General features: G+C 54.9%; 18 protein-coding genes. 10 read left to right on the top strand and 8 right to left on the bottom strand.

The genetic code is table 11. The features are described from left to right. Positions 1-5: 5 nt before the first annotated feature. Together malF and malE are read right to left on the bottom strand one after the other, a co-directional pair. Entirely contained in the window at positions 6-1,532 is a 1,527-nt protein-coding gene (gene malF / locus P2R09_RS04165) for a maltose ABC transporter permease MalF (RefSeq protein ID WP_003851515.1), read from the bottom strand. A gap of 55 nt (positions 1,533-1,587) precedes the next feature. Next, positions 1,588-2,778: a maltose/maltodextrin ABC transporter substrate-binding protein MalE gene (gene malE / locus P2R09_RS04160; RefSeq protein ID WP_275767390.1), complete on the bottom strand. Its 1,191-nt coding sequence runs from the start codon at positions 2,776-2,778 to the stop codon at positions 1,588-1,590. Positions 2,779-3,140: 362 nt separating this feature from the next. On the opposite strand from malE, the gene malK reads away from it, so the two are divergent. From malK to P2R09_RS04135, 5 genes are all read left to right on the top strand, one after another. After that, a complete protein-coding gene (gene malK / locus P2R09_RS04155; protein WP_003851511.1) occupies positions 3,141-4,250 on the top strand; it encodes a maltose/maltodextrin ABC transporter ATP-binding protein MalK in 1,110 nt (369 codons plus the stop codon). A 43-nt stretch (positions 4,251-4,293) separates the two neighbouring features. Further along, positions 4,294-5,595, top strand: a complete 1,302-nt coding sequence (locus P2R09_RS04150) for a maltoporin (RefSeq protein ID WP_275767387.1) — start codon at positions 4,294-4,296, stop codon at positions 5,593-5,595. A 104-nt stretch (positions 5,596-5,699) separates the two neighbouring features. Further along, a complete protein-coding gene (gene malM, locus P2R09_RS04145) occupies positions 5,700-6,638 on the top strand; it encodes a maltose operon protein MalM (RefSeq protein WP_275767385.1) in 939 nt (312 codons plus the stop codon). Positions 6,639-7,137: 499 nt separating this feature from the next. Further along, positions 7,138-7,482, top strand: a complete 345-nt coding sequence (locus tag P2R09_RS04140) for a type II toxin-antitoxin system PrlF family antitoxin (RefSeq protein WP_275767383.1) — start codon at positions 7,138-7,140, stop codon at positions 7,480-7,482. Positions 7,483-7,488: 6 nt separating this feature from the next. Next, positions 7,489-7,959, top strand: coding sequence for a type II toxin-antitoxin system YhaV family toxin (locus P2R09_RS04135; RefSeq protein ID WP_039661390.1), 471 nt, complete (start codon positions 7,489-7,491; stop codon positions 7,957-7,959). 187 nt (positions 7,960-8,146) lie between these two features. On the opposite strand, the gene malQ is transcribed toward P2R09_RS04135, so the two are convergent. Beyond that, the gene (gene malQ, locus P2R09_RS04130) at positions 8,147-10,222 is read right to left on the bottom strand and encodes a 4-alpha-glucanotransferase (protein WP_275767380.1); all 2,076 of its coding nucleotides are present in this window, start codon (positions 10,220-10,222) and stop codon (positions 8,147-8,149) included. Positions 10,223-10,230: 8 nt separating this feature from the next. After that, the gene (gene malP, locus P2R09_RS04125) at positions 10,231-12,633 is read right to left on the bottom strand and encodes a maltodextrin phosphorylase (protein ID WP_275767378.1); all 2,403 of its coding nucleotides are present in this window, start codon (positions 12,631-12,633) and stop codon (positions 10,231-10,233) included. Between the two features lie 281 nt (positions 12,634-12,914). Between malP and malT the strand changes: the two genes are divergently transcribed. Beyond that, positions 12,915-15,617, top strand: a complete 2,703-nt coding sequence (gene malT / locus P2R09_RS04120; protein ID WP_275767376.1) for an HTH-type transcriptional regulator MalT — start codon at positions 12,915-12,917, stop codon at positions 15,615-15,617. A 334-nt stretch (positions 15,618-15,951) separates the two neighbouring features. Here malT and P2R09_RS04115 read toward each other — a convergent pair whose 3' ends face one another. Then, complete coding sequence (locus P2R09_RS04115) at positions 15,952-16,245, bottom strand: DUF1330 domain-containing protein (RefSeq protein WP_275767374.1); 294 nt, start codon at positions 16,243-16,245, stop codon at positions 15,952-15,954. A 256-nt stretch (positions 16,246-16,501) separates the two neighbouring features. On the opposite strand from P2R09_RS04115, the gene P2R09_RS04110 reads away from it, so the two are divergent. The 4 genes from P2R09_RS04110 to P2R09_RS04095 all read left to right on the top strand — a co-directional run bounded on the left by P2R09_RS04110 (position 16,502) and on the right by P2R09_RS04095 (position 19,928). Continuing rightward, the gene (locus P2R09_RS04110; protein ID WP_275767372.1) at positions 16,502-17,407 is read left to right on the top strand and encodes a LysR family transcriptional regulator; all 906 of its coding nucleotides are present in this window, start codon (positions 16,502-16,504) and stop codon (positions 17,405-17,407) included. 258 nt (positions 17,408-17,665) lie between these two features. Further along, positions 17,666-18,220, top strand: a complete 555-nt coding sequence (locus P2R09_RS04105) for a YfiR family protein (protein WP_275767370.1) — start codon at positions 17,666-17,668, stop codon at positions 18,218-18,220. A gap of 1 nt (position 18,221) precedes the next feature. Beyond that, on the top strand, positions 18,222-19,430 hold the full coding sequence (locus tag P2R09_RS04100; protein WP_275767368.1) for a diguanylate cyclase: 1,209 nt from the start codon (positions 18,222-18,224) through the stop codon (positions 19,428-19,430). A 24-nt stretch (positions 19,431-19,454) separates the two neighbouring features. Beyond that, positions 19,455-19,928: an OmpA family protein gene (locus tag P2R09_RS04095; protein WP_275767366.1), complete on the top strand. Its 474-nt coding sequence runs from the start codon at positions 19,455-19,457 to the stop codon at positions 19,926-19,928. 108 nt (positions 19,929-20,036) lie between these two features. Here the strand turns inward: P2R09_RS04095 and P2R09_RS04090 are convergent, their stop codons facing one another. The 3 genes from P2R09_RS04090 to P2R09_RS04080 all read right to left on the bottom strand — a co-directional run bounded on the left by P2R09_RS04090 (position 20,037) and on the right by P2R09_RS04080 (position 23,422). Further along, complete coding sequence (locus tag P2R09_RS04090) at positions 20,037-21,047, bottom strand: Gfo/Idh/MocA family oxidoreductase (RefSeq protein WP_003851488.1); 1,011 nt, start codon at positions 21,045-21,047, stop codon at positions 20,037-20,039. 10 nt (positions 21,048-21,057) lie between these two features. Next, positions 21,058-21,885, bottom strand: coding sequence for a TIM barrel protein (locus P2R09_RS04085; protein WP_275767362.1), 828 nt, complete (start codon positions 21,883-21,885; stop codon positions 21,058-21,060). A gap of 94 nt (positions 21,886-21,979) precedes the next feature. Then, complete coding sequence (locus tag P2R09_RS04080; RefSeq protein WP_275767360.1) at positions 21,980-23,422, bottom strand: sugar porter family MFS transporter; 1,443 nt, start codon at positions 23,420-23,422, stop codon at positions 21,980-21,982. Positions 23,423-23,453: the final 31 nt, after the last annotated feature.

The following is a 23,453-nucleotide window of genomic DNA, read 5'->3' as shown; positions in this document are numbered from 1 at the left end:
ACTCCTTAGTCGAACTTCATCCGCGAGGCTTTCAGGTTAATCACCGCCAGCGCACCCACCAGCAGGAAGATCAGCGTGGCAATCGCAGCCGCCAGGCCAAAGTCCTGCCCGCCACCGCCCTCAAAGGCGATGCGCCAGGTGTAGTTCACCAGCAAATCGGTATAACCGGCTGGCGTGGTCGTGCCAAGACGATCCGGTCCGCCGTTGGTCAGTAACTGCACCAGCACAAAGTTATTAAAATTGAAGGCAAAGCTGGCAATCATCAGCGGCATCAACGGCTTCAGCAACAGCGGCAGCGTAATCAGGAAGAAGTTCTGCAGCGGTCCTGCTCCGTCCATCGCCGAGGCTTCATAGAGATCATCGGGAATCGCTTTCAGCAGTCCCATGCAGAGGATCATCATGTAGGGATAGCCCAGCCAGGTGTTGACGATAATCAGCATGGTGCGTGCCAGCGTGGGATCGCTGAACCACGCAGGCTTCACGCCAAATAGCGCGCTGAGCATCACGTTGATCTCCCCAAAGCTCTGGTTAAACAGTCCTTTGAAAATCAAAATCGAGATAAACGCCGGTACCGCATAGGGCAGGATCAGCATCACCCGATAGATCGCTTTGCCGCGTAACGCTTCCCACTGCACCAGACAGGCCAGCACCATCCCGACGGCTACGGTCAGCACCACCGTGATGAGCGAGAAAAGCAGCGTCCAGCCAAATATCGCCAGGAACGGCTTCTGAATCCCTTCATCAGTAAACACCCGCACGAAGTTCTTCCAGCCGGTATTCACGGTAAAGCCGGGGCTTAAGGTTTCGTTGCCCCACTTATTGTCCGCGTTCACGGCCTGATAGAAGCCGGTCTGCGGATTGGCGCGGTAATGCGTGCCGCTCTGCTGGTTGATCAGTTCATCTTTTGCGCCAACCCGATAGAGCGGCTGGGTGCCGGAGAACTGGCGGAGCGAACTCATGCGCAACTGACGCCCATCCGGCAACTCAGCGCGGATCTGGCTCAGTGCCTGGCGGTTAGTCGTGATAACCCTGAACGTCGCCCGTTCGCCAGCGGGTGGCGTGGCAGGCATCATTTTCAGAGTCTGTTCAGCGCCAAACTGAAAAGGCGGAGAGACGAAGTCTGCTTTGCCATCGTTCAGTACCAGTTGCCAGCGATCGCCTGCCGGGAACAGAGAAAAACTGACTGCCTCGCCCGACTGGAAAGTACGGCCAAGGAGTACCTGTTGCGCCCGCTCAAAGGTGAGCTGGTTAGTGCTGCTGTAGTTGGTAAAGGCGATAGCGATGGTGCAGGCGAGGGGGAACAACACAAACAGCGACATTCCAGCCACGCCGGGATAGACATAACGCCACGCATAGGCGCGACGATTTGCAAAAATCCACAGTCCGGTTGCACTGAGGATCAGCGTCAGTAACGCAAACAGATATTCACCCTGCGCGTACATCAGTATCAGCAGATAGCCGACCAGCAGACAGCCGATTCCAATGAGAACGCCTTTCAGCAACAGACTGTGCGTTTTCGGTTTTCCTGACATGATGCGGTTTTCCTTAACGGTCACTCAAGCCGGGGATAACCCCGGCATGGGATTATTACTTCTTCAGGCGGGCCTGGGCATCTTTAAGCGCGGCGTCAACACTCTGACGACCGCCCAGCGCATTCAGCGTGGCGGTGCGCATCGCGTACCAGAAGGCCGCCATCTGCGGGATGTTTGGCATGATGTCGCCCTGTTTAGCGTTGCTCATGGTGGCGGCGATACGCGGATCTTTTTCCAGCGTCTGCTGGTAGGATTTCAGCGCCACGGCACCCAGCGGCTTGTCTTTATTAACCGTTTCCAGTCCGGAATCGGTCAGCAGATAGTTCTCCAGGAACTCTTTCGCCAGCTCTTTGTTTGGACTGGCGGCGTTGATCCCGGCACTCAGCACGCCGACAAAGGCTTTCGACGGTTTACCCTTCAGCGTGGGCAGTTCAGTGACGCCATAGTCGATGCCGCTCTTGTCCAGGTTACCCCACGCCCACGGACCATTAATGGTCATGGCGGTTTGGCCTTTGTTAAAGGCAGCCTCAGCGATGGAGTAGTCGGTATCCGCATTCAGCGTTTTAGCTTTGACCTGATCGACCAGGAACTGCATGCCCGCTTTCGCGCCGGCGTTATCGACGCCGACATCCTTCACGTCATAGTGTCCGTCGGTGAGTTTAAAGGCGTAAGCACCGCCCGCGGCCAGCAGTGGCCAGGTGAAGTAGGGTTCCTGCAGGTTGAACATAATCGCGCTCTTGCCTTTGGCGCGCAGTTGCTTATCGAGACCGGCCATCTCTTCCCAGGTTTTCGGCGGGTTCGGCAGCAGCTTTTTGTTGTAGATCAGTGACAGCGCCTCAACCGAGATCGGATAACCAATCAGCTTGCCGTCGAAGCGTACCGCGTCCCAGGTGAACGGGAAGATCTTCTCGCGGAAGCTGGCATCCGGCGTGACCTCCGCCAGCAGGCCCGACTGCGCGTAGCCGCCGAAACGATCATGCGCCCAGAAAATGATGTCCGGGCCATCGCCGGTCGCCGCAACCTGCGGATACTTCTCCTCCATTTTGTCAGGATGTTCGACCGTGACTTTGATGCCGGTCTCCTGCTCAAATTTCTTACCCACTTCGGCAAGGCCGTTGTAGCCCTTGTCACCGTTAATCCAGATGACCAGTTTACCTTCCTCAATTTTTGCCATTGCGCTTGCTGAAAAGAGCACAGCAGAGAGGGCAGAAAGGGCCAGAATGCGTGCTCCGGTTTTCGTCGTCATAAATCCATCCTGTTAGCGGAAGTGGTGAATGCTCTGTCGGCATCATTGTGCGTATCCACACCGGCATCTCATCCTCCTCCGCTCTACGCCCCTCAGCCTGCCTCTGTGATCCCACTGGCAAAAAGCGCCTTAAGCGGGTGCTTAAGCGGCAAAACAATCTTCGGGTCTGCGTTAGCGATCACAAAAAAGCGTTGCAAGGCGCGGGCTGACGCGTCAGCCCGTGTTTCTCCTCCTCCCGACTCCTCCCCCAGCAGTTTGCGTTACGGCGGAGGATGTTACCGATTGTTTCCTCTCGCATAGTGAGCCCCGGAACCCGTCTGCCGCTGAGCAGACACGATTATGCAGCTAAGAGGGAAGGGATCATGGCGAGCGTTGTGTTACGCAATGTCACGAAAGCCTGGGGCGAAACTGTGGTGTCGAAAGATATCGATCTCACTATTCGTGAAGGGGAATTTGTTGTATTCGTCGGCCCATCAGGCTGTGGAAAATCGACACTGCTGCGCATGATTGCCGGTCTGGAAACCATCACCAGCGGCGAGCTGTTAATCGGCGACCAGCGAATGAATGAAGTGCCACCTGCTGAACGCGGCATTGGCATGGTGTTTCAATCCTATGCGCTCTATCCACACCTCTCCGTGGCGGAAAATATGTCTTTTGGCCTGAAGCTGGCCGGAGTGAAAAAAGCGGAGATCCATCAGCGCGTCAATCAGGTGGCAGAGATCCTTCAGCTGGCGCATCTGCTTGATCGTCGCCCTAAGGCCCTTTCCGGTGGGCAGCGTCAGCGCGTGGCAATTGGCCGTACGCTGGTGGCCGAACCCCGCGTCTTCCTGCTGGATGAACCGCTGTCAAACCTGGACGCCGCGCTGCGCGTCCAGATGCGCATTGAGATCTCCCGTCTGCATAAGCGCCTGAAGCGCACCATGATTTATGTCACCCACGATCAGATCGAAGCGATGACGCTGGCTGACAAGATCGTGGTGCTGGATGCCGGGCGAATTGCGCAGGTCGGCAAGCCGCTTGAGCTCTACCACTATCCCGCTAACCGCTTTGTCGCCGGGTTTATCGGCTCACCCAAAATGAATTTTCTGCCGGTCAAAGTGACCGCCACCGCCATCGATCAGGTTCAGGTACGGCTGCCGAATCAGCAACTGGTCTGGCTGCCGGTTGACAGCGCTGGCGTGCAGGTTGGCAGCAATATGTCACTGGGTATTCGCCCGGAACATCTGCTCTCCAGCGATATCGCCGACGTTACCCTGGAAGGGGAAGTGCAGGTGGTGGAACAGCTGGGGCATGAAACACAGATCCACATCGAGATTCCCGCTATCCGTCAAAACCTGGTCTACCGCCAGGAGGACGTCGTGCTGGTGAAAGAGGGCGCCATCCTCGGTATTGGCCTGCCGCCCGAGCGTTGTCACCTGTTCCGTGAGGACGGGAGCGCGTGCCGCAGGCTTTATCAGGAGCCGGGTGTATAGCCCTGCCAAAAACAATAAAAGCAATGACCTCAGGAGATAGAAAATGTTAACTCTGCGCAAACTTCCCATTGCCGTTGCCGTCGCGGTGGGCACCCTCTCCGCCCCGACGATGGCGGTTGATTTTACCGGTTACGCCCGTTCCGGCATTGGCTGGACAGGTAGCGGTGGCGAACAGCAATGTTTCCAGGCCACTGGCGCCCAAAGTAAGTACCGTCTGGGCAACGAATGTGAAACCTATGCCGAACTGAAATTAGGCCAGGAAGTGTGGAAAGAGGGCGACAAGAGCTTCTATTTCGACACCAACGTGGCTTACTCCGTAGCACAGCAAAATGACTGGGAAGCGACCTCACCCGCTTTCCGTGAAGCTAACGTCAAAGGTAAAAACCTGATTGATTCGCTGCCAGGATCGACCATCTGGGCCGGTAAGCGTTTCTATCAGCGTCATGACGTCCACATGATCGACTTCTACTACTGGGATATCTCGGGTCCGGGAGCCGGTCTGGAAGATGTGGATCTCGGCTTCGGTAAACTCTCTTTCGCCGCAACCCGTTCGTCTGAAGCGGGCGGCTCGTACACGTTCTCCAGCGACCGTATCCGTGACTTCGCGACCAGCACCGCCAACGACGTGTTTGATGTGCGTCTGGCCGGACTGGAAACCAACCCGAACGGCGTGCTGGAACTGGGTGTCGATTATGGTCGTGCCAATGCCCGTGACGGCTACCGCATTGAAGATGGCGCGTCGAAAGATGGCTGGATGTTCACCGCTGAACATACCCAGAGCATGCTGAAAGGCTACAACAAATTTGTGCTGCAATACGCCACCGACGCGATGACTTCGCAGGGCAAAGGCGTACCGCAGGGTACCAATATCAATAACAACGGCAAGATGTACCGCGTGCTTGACCACGGTGCCATTTCGCTGGCAGAACGCTGGGACCTGATGTACGTCGCCATGTATCAGAACATCGATCTGGACAACAACCGTGGCACCGATTGGTACACCGTGGGTGTGCGCCCGATGTACAAATGGACGCCAATCATGAGCACCCTGCTGGAACTGGGCTACGACAACGTCAAATCGCAGCAGGCTAACGAGCGCAACGGCCAGTACAAAGTGACGCTGGCACAGCAGTGGCAGGCGGGTGACAGTATCTGGTCACGTCCGGCGCTGCGTCTGTTCGCAACCTACGCCAAATGGGATGAGAAGTGGGGCTACAGCAAAGATAACTCCGGCGATCTCACCTCCTTCGCCTCGGCGGACTCCACCGGAAACGGCATCCTGACCAATAGCCGTGGCAAAGACGACGAAGTGACCTTCGGCGCGCAGATGGAAATCTGGTGGTAAGCCAGAGCCTTTTCTGACGGGCGCGGACTCGCGCCTGATGGATCTCTTTGGTCGCGGTGTGCCATTGCCTGGTTCATGCCGCGACCTGCAATAAGGTACGCATAATGAAAATGAAAAAACTGGCTGCACTCTGCCTGACTGCAGCGTTACTGACAGGACATACGCTTCCCGCCCTGGCGGATGTCAATCTGGTGCCGCAGGATCTCTCTTCTGCACCCGTCGTGGCACCTGAAACATTGCAACGCCTGAGCTGGCAGCCGCTGGCGGCCTCTCAGACGCAAACTACAAAACTCGCTAATAGCGGACAGACGCTGAATGCGCCCCACATTGCCGGGCCGGTCGCGGCTTACAGTCTGCCGGCGAATATCGGCGAACTGACGCTGACGCTAAGCAGTGAAGTGGCGAACGGTCGGGTTTTCGCGCCGAACGTGCTGGTGCTGGACGAAAACCTGCGCCCAGCGGCCTGGTTCCCCAGCCGCTATTTCACTTATCAGAAGCCGGGCGTAATGGCGGCAGATCGGCTGGAAGGGGTGATGAAATTGACCCCGGCGCTGGGTCAGCAAAAAATCTACCTGCTGGTGTTTACCACCGACAGCGATCTGACCCAGACCACCACGCTGCTCGATCCTGCCAAGGCCTACGCCCAGGGCACCGGCCATGCGGTACCGGATATTCCCGATCCGGTCGCCAGCCACAGCCGCGAAGGCACGATCAAGCTGAAGATGCAGACCAGTTCCGGCTCCTCGATTCTTGTCGGACCGCTGTTTGGTTCATCCGGCGCGAGTGCCGTCACCGTCGGCAATACTGCACCTGCGGCAGCGTACAGCGCAGCACCAGCGCCTGCACCGGCTGCAGCGCCCGCGCCAAAAGCCCGTGCGGAACCGATCATGAGCGACACCGAGAGTTACTTTAACCAGAAGATCACCCAGGCGGTGAACAGCGGCAATATCGACAAGGCGCTGAAACTGCTGGATGAAGCCGAGCGGCTGGGTTCCACCTCTGCACGGCAGACCTTTATCAGTAGTGTTAAAGGCAAGGGGTGAAGCTGCCCCGACGCTATTGATGTTGTCCCATCTGGTGCGCTGCGGCGCACCTTTTTTTGTTGTGGAGATCCTGATTGCAGTTTTTTTTGTGTGGCTTTACGCATTGCGTAAGTCAGGCTGTGGGCAATAGCGTTCGATGAATATAGGCTTCCTGAGCTGTTTCAGGGATGAATTTTCTGGCCATTTCAGGCGAAGTTACATGGCAACTCAGACCCGAAATATCTTTCTGAAATCATGGGTATCGTGATGGCGGGTGAACCTGGGGTTATCACCCGTCGGAGTATTTCTGCTCCTGTGCATATCAGCCGCGAAGAGTGTGATATCTGGCAGGAAGTAAAACAGGGTGTCACTTTTCAGGCGATACGGAAAAGAGTAATCAGAAACTTTTAATGGTGACTGAGTAACAAAACAGTCGTGGTTGTCGCGATCAATGCATTTGCATTGCCAATGCACTTGCATTACTGTTGCGTTATCTTGTTTTTCCTGATGAGAATCTGAAATGGGAACGCTGACTCATACCAGCATCTCTCTGCGCGCTACATCAAAACTGACAGCCCGCAGCCAGACCACTATCCCTGCCGCAGTTCGTGATGCGATGAATCTGCAACCTGGTGAGAATATCGAATACGCTGTTCTGCCTGGCGGCAAAGTCCTTATTACCCGTCAGGAAACGGTGACTGATGATGATCCGGTGATGGCGAGCTTTCTGAGTTTTCTTGCTGCTGATATGTGCAACACGCCTTCAAATATCAAAACGCTGGATCGAGGATTATTAACTCGCATTACTTCGTTGACCGAAGGTATGGACGTTGATTTGGATGCTCCACTCATGGACGATGAGTAATCAGGTATGGAAGATGGCACGGTTATGAATGGATGGCACGTTTATGTTCATCCCTGTTTTGAATCACAGCTGATTGCGCTGACCAATGAAGTGGAGTCACTCAGGGCTAAATATCCTGAAAGTTACCAGCGAAAAGCGACGACTAAGCTTTTAGCCGCGGTGTTTAAAGTTATCAATAGTGAGATTTGCGCCGATCCACATCATGCAAAGTTTCGCCAGGGCGATACGCTGGGAGAACAAAATAAGCATTGGTTCAGTGCGAAGTTTTTAATGCAGTATCGTTTGTTCTTTAGATTCAGCGAACAACATAAAACCATTATCCTTGCATGGATGAATGACGCCGAGACCAAACGTGCCTATGGCAGTAAACGTGACGCTTATAAGGTATTTTCAGGAATGTTGCATAACGGCTACCCACCAGACGACTGGGCATTGCTGTTAAAGCAATCTCAGGATTGGGATAATACAAACTCGTAAGTGTCATAAATCCTGACCACGATCCTGTTTGTGTTTTCAGACGCCTTGCTCATGGGTAATTCATCTCTGATTAAAGGCGCTGAGTAAAATAGCAGCGTGCGAGCCGTTGGCGGCCCGCACGCTGTAATAACTGAAAATTATGTAAATCAGGCGGCGTCAGACACGCGTCTGAGTCACGCGTTAATCTTCAACCACGCACTGACCGCTTCCGTCGCGCCGTCAAATCGTGCAACAACCCTTGGGTCTCCGAATTACTGAACAGCGCCTCCAGCGGCACGCTCAGCTTGCGTCGCCAGTTTGGGTATTCGTCGCTGGTGCCGGGAATATTGACCGGCGCGGCCATATCCAGCCAGTCTTCCGGTTGCAGTCCCAGCAGGGCGCTGTGACTGTCGGCCAGATAGCGCTGCATCGCCCGGTTTAATGCCTTGCTCATACCGGTACGGCGTGCATCACGTCCGGCACGTTTCGGCAGCGCGCCCACGCGATGCAAACTGTTCAGCAGCGCCTGCTTTGCCCTCGTTCGTTCCTGATACAGTCCGGCCAGCACCACTTTGTCCGGATAAAGACCGAGTTGTGCGCCAGTTGTCAGATCGTCACTTTGCCACCAGCCGCGCAGCGTGGGGAGATCATGGGTGGTAGCAACTGCCATTGCCTGCCGTGGCCAGCTGGCGGGCGGGCGAAAACCGGCTTCGGAGGTCTGTTCGAACCAGAGCACTTTGTAGGAGTAAACCCCGCCATCCCGCAGCTTATCGACAATCGCCTCCGGCACGGTGCCGAGATCTTCGCCAATCACCATGCATTGATGACGCTGGCTTTCCAGCGCCAGAATCGCCAGCAAATCGTCAATCGGGTAGTGCACATACGCCCCGTGCCTCGCGCCTTCGCCAGCGGGAATCCACCACAGCCGCATTAGCGCCATCACATGATCAATACGCAGTGCGCCGCAGTGGCGCATGTTGGCGCGCAGCAGGGCAATCCACGGCTCCCAGGCACGCTGACGCATCACCTGCGGATCCATGGGCGGCAACCCCCAATCCTGACCGCGTGGGCCGAGAATATCAGGCGGTGCACCGATGCTGGCCTCCATGCAGTAAAGATCCCGCTCACTCCAGGTCTCTGCGCCACCCTGCGCGACGCCCACCGCCAGATCGCGGTACAGTCCGATGGGCATCTGCTGCTGCTGGCAGCTGTTCCAGCAGTTTTCAAACTGCTGCGCGGCCAGCCACTGCAGCCACAGCCAGAAGCGCACCTGATCCTCATGCTGTTTTAAAAAGGTCTGCACCGCAGGGCTGCCAGGATGCTGTAGCGCCTCCGGCCAGACCGGCCAGCCCCAGCGCCCGCTATCCTGCGCCATCTGGTCGGCATGCAGCGCATCAAACAGCGCCTGATGCTGCAGGCTTTCGCCACCTTCCTGGATAAACGCATTAAACGCCTGCACCTCAGGATCAGCGGCATCACGCTGGATAAACTGCGGCCACGCCAGGCTCAGCGCCTGAATTTTCAGCCGGGTTACCGCAGCATAATCGACCCACTCGGCTGCGCGTGCCTGCGCCAGCGTCTGCTGCGTTTCGGGCAGTTGCCACCAGGTTTGCGCGGCCACGCTCAACTGGAAGTCAGTGACCGCGGCCACATCAATGTAAAGCACATTGAGCCAGCGCCGGGACGAAGGACTGTAAGGGCTGGCACTCTCCGGGCTGGAGGGAAACAGTGCATGAATAGGGTTGAGGCCGATAAACGCGCCACCACGTGCGGCGATTTCCGCTAGCATCCGGCGCAGATCGCCAAAGTCACCAATACCCCAGTTCTGCACCGAGCGCAGAGTGTAAAGCTGCACGCAGGCGCCCCACAGGGATTCACCTGCCAGCAGTGCTGGCGGTTCATAACAGCGGGCCGGGGCGATAATCACCCGGCACGACCACTGCTGCGTGCCCTGTTGCAGCGTCAGCTGATGATAGCCTTCGGGCAGCGGCGGCAGATGCAGTGGCTGCGCGGGCTGGCAGCGACCCGAGCTCATCTCACCCGACTCGTGGGTGAGATGCCAGTGTGCATCTTCACTCAGCTGTGGCGACAGGCTCAGCAGATCGCCGCTGCGGAAAATCACCACGGGTGGCAGCGGCGTGCTCAGCGTATGCGGAGGCTGCATCACCGCCAGCAAACGCTGGCGGGTCAGGGTCGGGATCGCCTGTGGCTTGCCGTGAGCATTGATATACTCAGCAGCGATGCCTGCCAGAGAAAAATCATCCATAACCGGTTCTGTTTTCATGGCTTTCCTTAGCGTTTCGCTTGCCAGATGCGCTTCTGGTAATCGCGGATCGCCCGATCAGAGCTGAACATGCCACAGCGTGCGGTATTGAGGATAGTGGCACGCGTCCAGGCCTCCTGATCGCTCCACAGCCGTTCAACCTGCGCCTGCGCATCCAGGTAGGGCTGAAAGTCAGCCAGCACCAGATACGGATCGCCGCCTTCCGGACCCAAACTGTGCAGCATCGCGTCAAAGGCGTGGAGATCGCCCTGGCTGAAGGTGCCATCTTCCAGCGCCTGTAACACCTGATTGAGCTGCGGATCTTTTTTGCGCCACTGCGCCGGAGCATAGCCACTGGCTTTTAACGCCACGACTTCTTCTACGGTATGCCCGAAGATAAAGATATTTTCGCTGCCGACCTGCTCAGCGATCTCGACGTTGGCCCCATCCAGCGTGCCAATGGTTAACGCGCCATTAAGCGCCAGCTTCATGTTACCGGTGCCGGAAGCCTCTTTGCCGGCGGTTGAAATTTGCTCTGAAAGATCAGCAGCCGGAATCAGTCGCTCAGCGACGGAGACGTTGTAGTCGGGAATGAATACCACTTTCAGGCGATCGCCGATGCGCGGATCCTGATTGATCACCTCGGCCACTTTGTTGATGGCGTAGATGATGTTTTTAGCCAGCGCATAACCCGGTGCGGCTTTAGCACCAAACAGCACCACGCGCGGTGCGCGGTTTGCCTGGGGATCGGTGACCAGCGTCTGCCACAGCGCAATAATGTGCAGCAGGCTCAGATGCTGACGTTTGTACTCATGCAGGCGCTTAATCTGCACGTCAAACAGCGCGGTGGGGTTGATCTCAATACCCGTCCGGTTTTTGATCCACCCGACCAGTGCCTGCTTATTTTGCTGTTTGATGGCGCGATATTCCGCGCGGAACGTGGCGTCATCAGCAAAAGCTTCCAGTCCCTGCAGGGCATCAAGATCGTTCAACCAGGACTTTTGCAGCGTTCGGCTAATCAACGCACTCAGCGCCGGGTTGCACTGATTAATCCAGCGGCGCGGTGTAATGCCATTGGTCACGTTATGGAATTTTTCCGGCCACATCTGGTGATATTCCGGGAAGAGATCCTGCACTACCAGTTTTGAGTGCAGTGCCGCCACACCATTGACCGCGAAGCCGCTGGTGACGCAAAGGTTGGCCATGCGGAGCTGGTTATTGTGCACCAGTGCCAGTTTTGCCCATTTTGCGTCATCATCCGGCCAGCGTGCGGTGACTGCCGTTTTCAGCTGCGCGTTCAGGGTATTAATGATCATCATATGGCGCGGTAGCAGGCTGCGCACCAGTCGCACATCCCAGCATTCCAGCGCTTCCGGCATCAACGTATGGTTGGTGTAGGCAAAGGTGTGCTGGGTGATTTGCCAGGCGCGATCCCAGCTAAGCTGATGCTCATCCAGCAGCAGACGCATCAGCTCCGGGATCGCCAGCGTCGGATGGGTGTCGTTAAGCTGGATCACTTCATGGTCAGCCAGGGTTTCGATGTTGCGTCCGGCCAGATGGTGACGACGCAGAATGTCAGCCAGCGCACAGGCGCACTGGAAATATTGCTGCATCAGACGCAGTTTTTTACCGTTCTGATGATTGTCATTGGGGTAGAGCACTTTGGTGAGTTTTTCTGCATCAATGCCCTGTTGCTCCGCACGCAAAAAATCGCCGTCGTTAAAGCGGCTGAGGTTGAACGGCTGAGCATGTTTCGCCTGCCATAAACGCAGTGGCTGGCTGATGCCATTCTCATAACCTACTACCGGAAGATCCCAGGCTTCCCCGACCAGTTCAACTGCCGGTTGCCACTGCGGCTCACCTTCGACACTGATCACTTTACCGCCCAAACCGACGCGCACGTTCAGCGCAGCGTTATGGTTAAACCACGGATAGCGATCGCGCTGCCAGTCATCCGGCCCTTCAATCTGCGCGCCCTGTTCGAAACGCTGGCGGAAAAGACCATATTGATAGTTCAGACCATAGCCCGTTGCAGGCTGACCCACATTTGCCATGGAATCCAGAAAACAGGCCGCCAGGCGACCCAGACCGCCATTGCCCAGCGCAGGATCGGTTTCGTTTTCCAGCACGTCAGTGAGTGAGACATTCCAGGCGGCCAGCGCATCATTCACCGCGTCATACCAGGCCAGATTCAGCAGATTGTTGCCGGTCAGGCGACCCATCAAAAACTCCATCGACAGATAGTTAACATGGCGCAGTTCAGTTGTAGCCGGGCGAGCTGGCTGCGCCGCCAGCATATCGGCCAGTGCACCGCTGAGGGCCTGCCACCACTGCGACGCGTTCATCTCCTGCGCGTCGTGCAGGCCAAAACGCTGCCACTGACGGGTCAGGGCAGCAGTAAACTGAGTCGGATTAAAATCGGGCTGTGTCATGATTGATGTCCTGAAAAAAAGAAAGTGGGTCAATGTGGTCACAGTGTGCCCGGGCGGAAATCATCACTCATCCTCCCGAAAAGGATTAGGGCAGGAGGATAGGGAGGGTGGAGAGAATGAGGCTATTCCTAAATCGACGCAGGAGTGTGATTGCGCACGCTTTTGTAAAGTTTAGTTAATGGGTTTGCTTGCATTCATCAGACGAAATGCTGAACCTGTGTAAGGAATAATTACGAAGCGTAAAATAATGATGCGCTCGACGAATGGAGAAACGCGCGCCCATGTTAATACCCGCCAAACTCAGCCGCCCGGTCCGTCTTGAAGGCACCGTCATCCGTGAAAGATTGCTGCAAAAGCTCACCGCTGCCGGTAACTATCGGCTGGTACTGGTCACCAGTCCGGCAGGTTATGGCAAAACCACACTGGTATCTCAGTGGGCGGCGGGAAAGCGCGATCTGGGCTGGGTATCTCTGGACGAGGGCGACAATCAGGCGGAACGCTTTGTCGATTACCTGATAGCTGCACTGCAACAGGCCACACATGGCGGCTGTCCACGCACTGAGCTGCTGGCGCAGAAGCGGCAATATGTGAATCTCAATGCGCTGTTTTCTCAGCTTTTTATCGAACTGGTGGAGTGGCAGCAGCCGTTGTGGCTGATTGTTGATGATTACCATCTCATCACCAATCCGGTCATTCATGACGCGATGCGCTTTTTCCTGCGTCATCAGCCGGAGAATCTGACGCTGATTCTGATGTCGCGTAACCTGCCGCAGCTGGGTATCGCTAACCTGCGGGTGCGTGAGCAACTGATTGAACTGGGCAGCCAGCAGCTCGCATTTACACATCAGGAAGCGCGCCAGTTCTTTGACTGCCGTCTGGCGGCGCCGCTGGAAAGCGAAGAGAGCAGCCGCCTTTGTGATGATGTCGCAGGCTGGGCGACGGCACTGCAACTGATCGTGCTGTCGGCACGACAGGGTGCCAGCTCTGCGCAGCATTCAGCCCGGCGGCTTTCAGGTATTAATGCCAGCCATCTCTCTGACTACCTGGTGGAAGAGGTACTGGATAACGTTGATCTCTCCACCCGCCATTTCTTACTCAAAACTGCGCTGCTGCGTTCAATGAACGATGAGCTGATAGCCTGCGTAACCCACGAAGATAACGGCCAGATGCGGCTGGAGGAGATTGAGCGTCAGGGGTTATTTCTGCAGCGCATGGACGATTCCGGCTGCTGGTTCAGCTACCATCCGCTGTTTGGCAACTTTCTGCGTCAGCGCTGTCAGTGGGAACTGGCCGCAGAGCTGCCTGCGCTGCATCGGGCTGCGGCTGAAAGCTGGATGGCGCAGGGGTTTCCTGGCGAGGCGATTCACCACTCGCTCGCCTCCGGTGACGCGAGCATGCTGCGGGATGTGCTGCAGAAGCACGCCTGGACGCTGTTTAATCAAAGCGAACTGCCGTTACTGGAGAACTCCCTTAAAGCGCTGCCGTGGGAGATGATGCTGGAGAATCCTATGCTGGTGCTGCTGCAGGCGTGGCTGATGCAGACCCAGCATCGCTTTTCTGAAGTCGATAGTCTGCTGGCACGTTTTGAGCAGGCCAGCCGCTGCGAGATTGATGCTGCTCTGCGCGGTGAATTTAATGCGTTGCGAGCCCAGGTGGCGATCAACGATGGCAATACCGACGAAGCGGAGCGGCTGGCGAAAGTGGCGCTCGACACCCTGCCAGCCAGCCGTCACTACAGCCGCATTGTGGCGACCTCCGTACATGGCGAAGTGATGCACTGCAAAGGTGAGTTAGATGATTCACTCAAGCTGATGCGTCAGACCGAACAGATGGCGCGTCGCGATGAGGTGTGGCACTACGCGCTCTGGAGCATGATTCAGCAGAGCGAGATTCTGTTTGCTCAGGGCTTTTTGCAGGCCGCCTATGAGATCCAGAGCCGCGCCTTTGTGCTGGTGGAAGAGCAGCATCTGTCGCAGTTCCCGCTGCATGAGTTTCTGCTGCGCATTCGCGCTCAGCTGTTATGGGCCTGGGGCCGGCTGGAAGAGGCAGAGCAGGCGGCGCGCGAAGGGATCAACGTACTGAACGGTTACCAACCGCAACAGCAGATTCAGTGTCTGGGACTGCTGGTGCAGTGCTCACTGGCGCGCGGCAACATTGATAACGCCCGCAGCTACCTGAACCGGCTGGAAAACCTGCTGAACAACGGTAACTGGCACAGTGACTGGATCGCCAATGCCGATAAGGTTCGGGTGATCTACTGGCAGATGACCGGCGACAGCCAGAACGCACGCGACTGGATGCGGCAGACACCCAAACCCGCTTTCGCTAACAACCATTTCCTGCAGGGACAGTGGCGTAACATTGCCCGTGCACAGATCCTGCTGGGTGATGTCAGCCAGGCAGAAGTGGTGCTGGAGGAACTGAATGAGAACGCCCGTGCCCTGCGCCTGATGAGCGATTTAAACCGTAATCTGCTGCTGCTGAATCAGATCTACTGGCAGACTGACCGCAAAGCGGAGGCGCAGCGTGTGCTGATTGAGGCGCTGAAACTGGCACGCAGCACCGGATTTATCAGTCATTTTGTCATTGAAGGCGAGATGATGGCGCAACAACTGCGGCAGCTGATTCAGCTAAATACCCTGAATGAGCTGGACAGTCACCGCGCCCGCCGTATCCTGCTTGAAATTAATAAATATCATCGACATAAGTTCGCCCATTTCGATGAAGGTTTTGTCAGCCGGTTGCTCAACCATCCTGACGTGCCGGAACTGATCCGCACCAGTCCACTGACGCAGCGTGAGTGGCAGGTGTTGGGCCTGATCTATTCAGGATACAGCAACGATCAAATTGCCGGGGAACTGGCGGTGGCATCCACCACCATCAAAACGCATATCCGTAATCTCTATCAGAAGCTGGGCGTAACCCATCGCAGCGAGGCAATGAATCAGGTGCAGGCGCTGTTAAAAATGATGGGCTATGTCTGAGAATAGGGGGCGATTATTCATTGATTGATGAAAATTGCCCAGGCAGAAGGCTGTTCTGATGTAAAGCCGGGCACAGGAATCAGACGCCGGTTAAAGGCGTCTGACAAGGTCTGTAAGAGTTCTGGAAGAGTAAAGCAGAGCGGGAGTGTGCTGCCACAATCACACCGGCATCCCCAATCGTATTATCATCTGTTAACACGACTCACTGTCGATGGCGCAGGCCGCGCGAACCATTGTACGTTGGCATCTCTGGCAATTTCCGGCCGCCGTCTGCGCACTGTTGAGTGCCTTACAAGTGGAGTATTGCACCCTTCGGCGTGACAGTGTCACGATTTCAATGGTGCGCCCCCTCAACCAATACAAACGTTCCCTGCGCAATTCCTTCACGCAGTGATCGGGCAGCCTGATAAGCAGGGCTGTCATAAAACCGTTTGGCTTCGGCAAAAGAGCTAAACTCAAAAACCACATGCCGTTCATGAGCCTCACCCTCCAGATTTTCATACTGACCTGACCAGGCAACGATCTTCGGATTAAATGCCTGCATTGCTTCACCGGCCGCGCTGGCATATTGCGCGTAAGCGATAGGGTCTGACACGGTGACGTGAGCGATTAAATAACCTTTGTTCATTTCTCTTTCTCCTTCATGGGGTGGGATTCAGCTAAATAACAGTGCGATTGCCATAAATTCAGTCGGGAATGAATGTGTTGACGTTTAATTCTCTTGCCGGGTGTGAGATCAGACGCTTTACAGCTAAGCCCTTGCGTCGTAACCCTCCGGCTTAAGCAGTCGTACCTGCTTTCCTCGGTGTGAAAACAGTCTATTAGCTATTGATCGAGCCATAAATTATGCTGCAAAGAACGCACTGTTACTCCGAAGGGGAACAATGAAAAATCTTGAGGCGCTGACTATTTTTGCGCGTCTGGCTGAAATGAAGAGTTTTACGCAGGCAGCCGAAAGTCTGGGTATTCAAAAAGGGCGCGCATCAATGGTGGTCCGGGAACTTGAAAAGGAGATGGGTGCCACGCTTTTGCACCGGACCACGCGTACCGTGCAGTTAACGGAGGATGGGCGGGCTTTTTATACACGCGCACGTGACCTGCTATCGGAAGTGGAGGAATTGCAGTCAATGTTTTCTCATGAGGGGATAACATTGCGAGGCAGGATACGCGTTGATATGCCAGCCGTGCTGGCACAAAGCGTGGTAATCCCGGCGCTGCCTCAGCTGTTGGAAGCGCACCCTGAACTGGAGATTGAGCTCTCAAGCACTGACCGTCGTGTCGATTTGGTTCATGAAGGGTTTGATTGTGTCATTCGCCTGGGACCGATCATGGATGAAACCCTCATTGCCCGTCCCCTGGGAACGTTACGCATGATCAATGCTGCCAGCCCGGCCTATCTGGCGCGTTTCGGCGTGCCGCAAACCCTTGATGATCTTCTTAATCAGGGTCACAGGATGGTTCATTATCAACGGAGTTTTGGTTCGAAACCCGATGGGTGGGTGTATCCAGACGGTGATCGCTATAAAACGCTGATGTTACCGGGTGCGATGAGAGTTAATAGCGTACCGGCTTATCATGATGCGGGGCTGGCTGGACTGGGCTTAATACAGGGCGGATATTCGACGCTTGCGCCCTGGTTAACGTGTGGTGAACTGGTTGAAGTGCTTCCCGATTTGCGTCCCGAGCCGCTTAGCGCATCCTTTGTTGTCGCACACCGCCGCAATCTGTCGCGGCGTGTCAGGGCTTTTATGCACTGGACCGAAGACATTTTAAAACCCTATTTTGACTGATTATATGCGCGGTATTTACGCCAGATATGAAAAGGCGAGGCAAAGGAAAAGCCTAATCGTGCAGGTCACGCTGCGCTTTTTCTGATGGTTTGCTTAATCTGATGATAAAATCGCAAATGAGCGTGTAAGCTGAGATAAATATCAGGGCCGATATAAATTATAGTGACTGAAGTTTGTTAACATTTGTAACTGTTGCTGTGCTAACATTTCGACGTTTATTCAGGTTTCCTGCCGTGTGTAGTATTACTGGAACGCAGTATGATAGATAAATATCAAACCCATCACGATGTCGCTGTACTGCTTCTGCTTCGACACATCTGCACAATCGCCCTGACGTTTCTTCTGCTCATCGTCATTCCTCATTTTGCCTGTGCCGAAATACAGGATGGCAAAGCTAATCGCATTGTCAGTGGTATTATCAGTTTTACCCATTGGCCGGGTGTGAAACGACCAGAATTATGTGTTTTATCTTCAGCGCGACATCTCTCTTTACCGGAAAATTCTGCGTCTTCGACCGCGACATTTACTGTTGTGTATCTTGCTACTGTTAACGACTTAAGTATGCACCGATGCGATGCTGTTTATTTCGGCGATCAGACGCCCCAGCAGCAGGTTGACTCTCTACAGCATTATACGGGAAGGGCCGTTCTTAGCCTCGCGGAGAATAATGCGGAGTGTACGGTGGGTGCCGCGTTTTGCATGATTTTTCAGCCTAATCATACGCATTTTTCCGTTAACCTCGATTCCCTTGCCAGAAGCGGTGTCAGGGTGAGTCCTGATGTGCTTTTGCTCTCCCGCGAGGGAGGCGAATAAGATGAAATTTGATAAATTAAGACATGATAAATCGTCCATCCGCAATAAACTGCGGAAGATAAGCACCATCAACGCTGCAGTGATACTCCTGCTGTGCTGGTTATTGCTCTCATCAACGTCGCTGCTGTTTATTAAAAAATATGAGAAACGAAATCTCGAATTAATCGGTTCGACGCTAAGTACTACGCTAACTGCGGCTACCGTTTTTGCCGACAGCTACGACGCACGTAATAAAATCGAACGGCTTGGCAATGAAGGCATGTTCGCTTCTGCGAAGCTGGTTACCCGTGATCAAATTGTTCTGGTTCAGTGGAATGCACAACAGGAACAGTCGGGTTGGTATTCACGCTTACTGCGCGAGTGGATTTATATCAAACCTCTTAACGTCAATATCATTCATGCTGATGCTGTCGTCGGGACGTTAACGCTGGAAGGGACGGTGACCGGCGCGTTAAACTTCTTACGTTACTCATTTATGATTCTTAGCAGCGGCATGCTTTGTGTGCTGGTTATCTCGCTTCTGCTGAGTGAATTTCTGCATCGGGGTATGGTTGCAACACTACGCACCATTACCAGCTCAATTCACTATGTGATTCACTCTGGTGATTTTTCGCTGCGAATTCAGGGTGGCCCAATTAAAGAATTTCAGCTCTTTTCAGACGATCTGAATTCACTGCTTAAGGAAATGCAATCGCTGAAGGCTTCGCTTATGCGTGATAATCGCTCGCTGGCCGCTAAAGCGCTGGAAGACCCACTGACCGGCCTTGCCAATCGCACTGCGTTTTCCGCCCGGCTGACCCAACTCCTCGCTCTGCAATCTGCCCATAAGCGCTTTGCGCTGTTATTTCTCGATGGCGATCGTTTTAAGAGCATTAATGATAACTGGGGACATGCCGCCGGGGATGAGGTATTGAAAGCGATAGGAACGCGCCTTTTATCACAGGCTTCTGAACAGGATCTGGTTGCCAGATTAGGCGGAGATGAATTTGCCATGCTGGTGAGCAGCCGGACCCGTGATGAGCAATTGCAGCAACTCATGCAGAACATTCATGATGCGATCAGCGAAGAAATCAGTATTGCAGAAGGTATGCCGATAAAAACCTCAATGACCATCGGATATGCCTGGTCACAACAGGGTGATACGGTTGAATCGATCCTCGAACGTGCTGATATGAATATGTATAAGAATAAGCGAAAAAATAAAGTTTAATGAAGGCGTGAACGAGACGTGAATATGAAAAAGAATATTTCCCTGATGCTCCTGACTCTGGCTTTGGTGGGTTGTCAGTCTAAAGAGCATTTTAGTGAGGCACAAATCGCCGCGATGAAAAGTGCTGGATTTACCCGGAATAGTGAAGGCTGGGGGTTGGGATTATCCGATAAAATCCTGTTTGGTGTTAACGAATCAGAACTGACTTCCTCAAGCAAAAGTAATATTCAGGGGATGGCGAAAAACCTGGCATCGACCGGTATTGAGCATGTGCGCATCGATGGGCACACTGACAATTATGGCAAACCCGATTATAACCAGCACCTTTCGTTGAAAAGAGCGAATGCCGTAGCGGCACAGTGGGCGGAAGGTGCGGCGATACCCCGTGGAAATATTGTTACGCGTGGATTGGGGATGAGTGCTCCGGTTACCAGCAACAACAGCGCGCAAGGGCGTGCGCAAAACCGCCGCGTGGCTATTGTGATCATTGCACCATGATAAACCCGCGGCCAACGCCTGTTTGTCGGCGGGGTTACCCGCGCGTGACGCGCCGCTGACTATGGGAAAAGATGAACGCACGGCGGAGTCCACCATGCGTTGTTTTTATCAGCGATAAAACGCCGGTTTAACCGACATCTTAACCGGCACAATCTCGCCAGAGGTTTGTGCCGCAACACAGGCATCGGCCGCGACTGCCGCCGCGTAACCATCCCACGCCGAGGGACCCGTCATCTCACCGCTGATGACGTTGTTGATAAACGCCTGTAGCTCCACGTCATAGGCATCGATAAAGCGTTTTTTCCAGTCGGTCAAAATGGTAGTCGAGAGTTTTGCCGCGCTGCGCGTCTGCACAGAAACGGGCTCCGGCAGGCGGGCAACGCCGCGTTCACCCACAACTTCACACTGAATGTCGTAGCCATATTCACAGTTCACAAAGATTTCGACATCAATACGCGCGCCTTTGGCTGTCTCCAGCAGCACGATTTGTGGATCGCGCAGATGTGATGACGCCTTGCGGGTTTTGCGTGGGAAGATCACCTGTACGCTGGCATAGTCATCATTCAGCAACCAGCGCAGCACATCGAGTTCGTGGATAAGCGTATCGGTGATTGCCATGTCGGTAGTGTAACTGTCACCCACTTCCGGATTGCGGTGTGCGCAATGCAGCATCAGCGGTTCACCAATTTCGCCGCTGTCGATCACCGCTTTCAGCGCACGGTAGCCGCTATCATAAGGGCGCATAAAGCCGACCTGCACCAGCTGCCGTCCCGCCTGAATCTCCGCTTCAACAATATTCATACAGCCCTGAGCGGTGACCGCCAGCGGTTTTTCGCAGAACACCGCTTTGCCCGCTTCGATACAGGCCAGCACAAAGGCTTCATGTGTCGGCCCCCAGGAGGTGACCAGCACCGCATTCACCAGCGGATCGTTAATGAGATCCAGCGCATTGTCATAAATGCGTGCTTCCGGCGTCAGCTCATTCACAATCTGCTGGCAGTTGTCGCGGTTGATGTCGTTGAGCGCCACCACGCGCGCATTCTGTAACACTGTGCTGCAACGACGGATATGTTCGCGGCCAATTGCGCCGGTGCCGATAACACCAATGTTAATTGTCATGATGATTCCTTTAAGCTGAGTGATTTAACAAACGAATGCTGTCGCGTATTTCGCGGGTGATGTCCGCTTCCTGCCAGCTGTTCATTACCGACGAGAAAGGTTCAAAAGCGTAAAGGCCGCTGTAGCCCATCTTCTCCAGCCGCGCTACCTGTTGCTTAGTGTGCAGGCGGTCGTCCGCGCTGAGCATGATGCGCTCTTCGTCGGTGAGCTGGCTGACCGGGCGCGGGTCAGTGACGCCGGAGAGGTGAACCAGCCCGATCTGTCCGATATCGATCTCCTGTTCAAAGGTCTTTTCCGCATCCTCAAACAGATGATGATGGAAGGTATCGATCAGTAATCTGAACGGCACGCCTGCTTCATGAATCAGTGTCTGCGCCTGAGTTGCCGAACGTAGTGAGCTCTGAGGAAAGCCCAGCGGTTCTACCAGTCCCTGAATACCTGCGTCGGCGAAAAGTGGTGCCAGGGTTTTCAGTGCAGCGACGGTATCGGCTGCGCTGATGGGCGTGCCGTCATTGAGCGGACAGAGCACCAGTGATTCCGCGCCAACTGCCTGCGCATCGCTTAATAACTGGCGGGCGCGTTGTAGTACCTCTTCATTCAGCTGGTTAAACGGATAGAGCGCATTGATGGTGACAATACGAATACCTGACTCACGCGCCAGTGCCCTGACGTCGTCACCGCTGAGATTGTCGGTGACGCGTCCGCTGGGCATATCATTACGCAGCTCGACATTGTGAATTCCCAGCTGGCTGACGAGGTTAAAAAATTGCGGAAGGGTGAGGCCGGGCGCTATTTTACGGTTGATGCAAAAGCGCGAGTTCGGAATATTCAGGCTCATAACAATTTCCTTGAACGTAGGGTATCGGTGTTAATAGCAATCGGGTCGTCAGCGTAATGACGCGGGCCGTTATTTTTTTACTGCGCAGCAGGCACTATTTTTTGCCGTTATAAAGCGCATAGAAATAGTGCTCGACCTGCTCAAGACTTCTTCCCCGGGTCTCGGGAATAAACTTCACAACAAAAACAGAACCGCCGATGCCGATAGCCGCGAATATAAAGAAGGCACCAGCCAGACCAAACGCGGCTAATAACAGCGGGAAGGCCATAGAGATGGCAAAATTAGCAATCCACAGTGAGAAGACTGCGCCGCCCATACAGATGCCGCGCATCCGGGCGGGGAAGATTTCTGACAGCAGTAACCAGGTCACCGGTGACAACGCGCCCTGCTGAAAGCACAGAAACATCAGCATGCCCGCCAGCACCAGATACGCCCGCAGCAGATTGACGTTGCCATTGAGGTATTCCGGCATCAGCCAGCAGACCAGCCCGATAAAGAAAAGGCAGCAGGTGCAGCCCATCTGTCCAATTAACACCAGAGGGCGACGGCCCACTTTGCCGATTAACCCGATACCGACCAGCGTCATCACCACCGAAATCACGCCATTGGCGATAGTGGCAAACAGCGCCGCATCATTGCTCAGTCCGGCAGCGGTCAGCATGGTCGGCGCGTAGTACATGATGGTATTGACGCCGGTCAGCTGCTGAATGGCGGCGATGCCCACGCCCAGCAGGAAAATTTTCATCAGCCAGGGCGTCGCAAGATCGCGCAGGCGGCCTTTGCCTCGCTGGCGGTTCTCTTCGATGGTTTCCTCAATCTCTTCCAGTTCCCACTCAACATCTTCAGCGGCACGGGTCTTTTCCAGCACCTCACGGGCGGCGTTACTCCGGCCTTTCATCACGTGCCAGCGCGGGGTTTCTGGCATAAATATCATGCCGATCCAGAGCAGAACGGCGGGCACAATCGATAACGCGAGCATCCATCGCCAGGTATTTTCGCCGCCCCAGATATCGTTAAACGTGGCGTTTGAGATGTAGGCCAGCAACTGACCGCTGACGATCATCAGCTCCTGCAGGGTAACCAGCTGGCCGCGTTTGTTCGCGGGTGCGATCTCCGCGATGTAGACCGGCACGGTGGCGGCTGCACCGCCCACGGCAAAGCCAAGAAACAGACGCGAGGCGATCATCCAGGTGACGTCCGGTGCCAGGGCTGATCCCACCGCACCCAGAGCAAAAATCAGCGCCAGCGCGATGATAATGCGTCGTCTGCCCAGGCCATCTGCCAGATGGCCGGCTGCCAGCGCGCCAAAAGCTGCGCCAAACAGCAGGGAGCTGGTCACCAGTCCCGTTGTAAACGGCGTGAGATGCAGATCGCCACGCATAAATAGCAGCGCACCCGAGACCACACCGGTGTCATAACCAAATAGCAACCCACCTAAAGTGGCAACCAACGCAATAATCTTCACAAAAGGCTCGGTGCGGGTGGCGCTATTAGGACCGGAGGCCGGGTTCGACGAAATATAAAGTTCTTTTTCCATGAATACTCCTGGTCATTACGGCAAAGACAAA

Source organism: Pantoea sp. Cr_R13 (assembly GCF_029222565.1).
Taxonomy (GTDB): Bacteria; Pseudomonadota; Gammaproteobacteria; order Enterobacterales; family Enterobacteriaceae; genus Pantoea; species Pantoea eucalypti.
The sequence above is the reverse complement of the archived record's forward strand: the minus strand, read 5'-3'. Positions and strand labels throughout refer to the sequence as shown.

Bases quoted from the DNA above. Each gene is read 5' to 3' on its own strand.
- P2R09_RS04110 (WP_275767372.1), top strand. From the start codon at position 16,502: ATGAAAAATCTTGAGGCGCTGACTATTTTTGCGCGTCTGGCTGAAATG.
- malE (WP_275767390.1), bottom strand. From the start codon at position 2,778: ATGACGACGAAAACCGGAGCACGCATTCTGGCCCTTTCTGCCCTCTCT.
- P2R09_RS04150 (WP_275767387.1), top strand. From the start codon at position 4,294: ATGTTAACTCTGCGCAAACTTCCCATTGCCGTTGCCGTCGCGGTGGGC.
- P2R09_RS04080 (WP_275767360.1), bottom strand. From the start codon at position 23,422: ATGGAAAAAGAACTTTATATTTCGTCGAACCCGGCCTCCGGTCCTAAT.
- P2R09_RS04105 (WP_275767370.1), top strand. From the start codon at position 17,666: ATGATAGATAAATATCAAACCCATCACGATGTCGCTGTACTGCTTCTG.
- malT (WP_275767376.1), top strand. From the start codon at position 12,915: ATGTTAATACCCGCCAAACTCAGCCGCCCGGTCCGTCTTGAAGGCACC.
- P2R09_RS04115 (WP_275767374.1), bottom strand. From the start codon at position 16,245: ATGAACAAAGGTTATTTAATCGCTCACGTCACCGTGTCAGACCCTATC.
- P2R09_RS04085 (WP_275767362.1), bottom strand. From the start codon at position 21,885: ATGAGCCTGAATATTCCGAACTCGCGCTTTTGCATCAACCGTAAAATA.
- P2R09_RS04100 (WP_275767368.1), top strand. From the start codon at position 18,222: ATGAAATTTGATAAATTAAGACATGATAAATCGTCCATCCGCAATAAA.
- malM (WP_275767385.1), top strand. From the start codon at position 5,700: ATGAAAATGAAAAAACTGGCTGCACTCTGCCTGACTGCAGCGTTACTG.
- malF (WP_003851515.1), bottom strand. From the start codon at position 1,532: ATGTCAGGAAAACCGAAAACGCACAGTCTGTTGCTGAAAGGCGTTCTC.
- malQ (WP_275767380.1), bottom strand. From the start codon at position 10,222: ATGAAAACAGAACCGGTTATGGATGATTTTTCTCTGGCAGGCATCGCT.
- P2R09_RS04135 (WP_039661390.1), top strand. From the start codon at position 7,489: ATGGAAGATGGCACGGTTATGAATGGATGGCACGTTTATGTTCATCCC.
- malP (WP_275767378.1), bottom strand. From the start codon at position 12,633: ATGACACAGCCCGATTTTAATCCGACTCAGTTTACTGCTGCCCTGACC.
- malK (WP_003851511.1), top strand. From the start codon at position 3,141: ATGGCGAGCGTTGTGTTACGCAATGTCACGAAAGCCTGGGGCGAAACT.
- P2R09_RS04140 (WP_275767383.1), top strand. From the start codon at position 7,138: ATGGGAACGCTGACTCATACCAGCATCTCTCTGCGCGCTACATCAAAA.
- P2R09_RS04095 (WP_275767366.1), top strand. From the start codon at position 19,455: ATGAAAAAGAATATTTCCCTGATGCTCCTGACTCTGGCTTTGGTGGGT.
- P2R09_RS04090 (WP_003851488.1), bottom strand. From the start codon at position 21,047: ATGACAATTAACATTGGTGTTATCGGCACCGGCGCAATTGGCCGCGAA.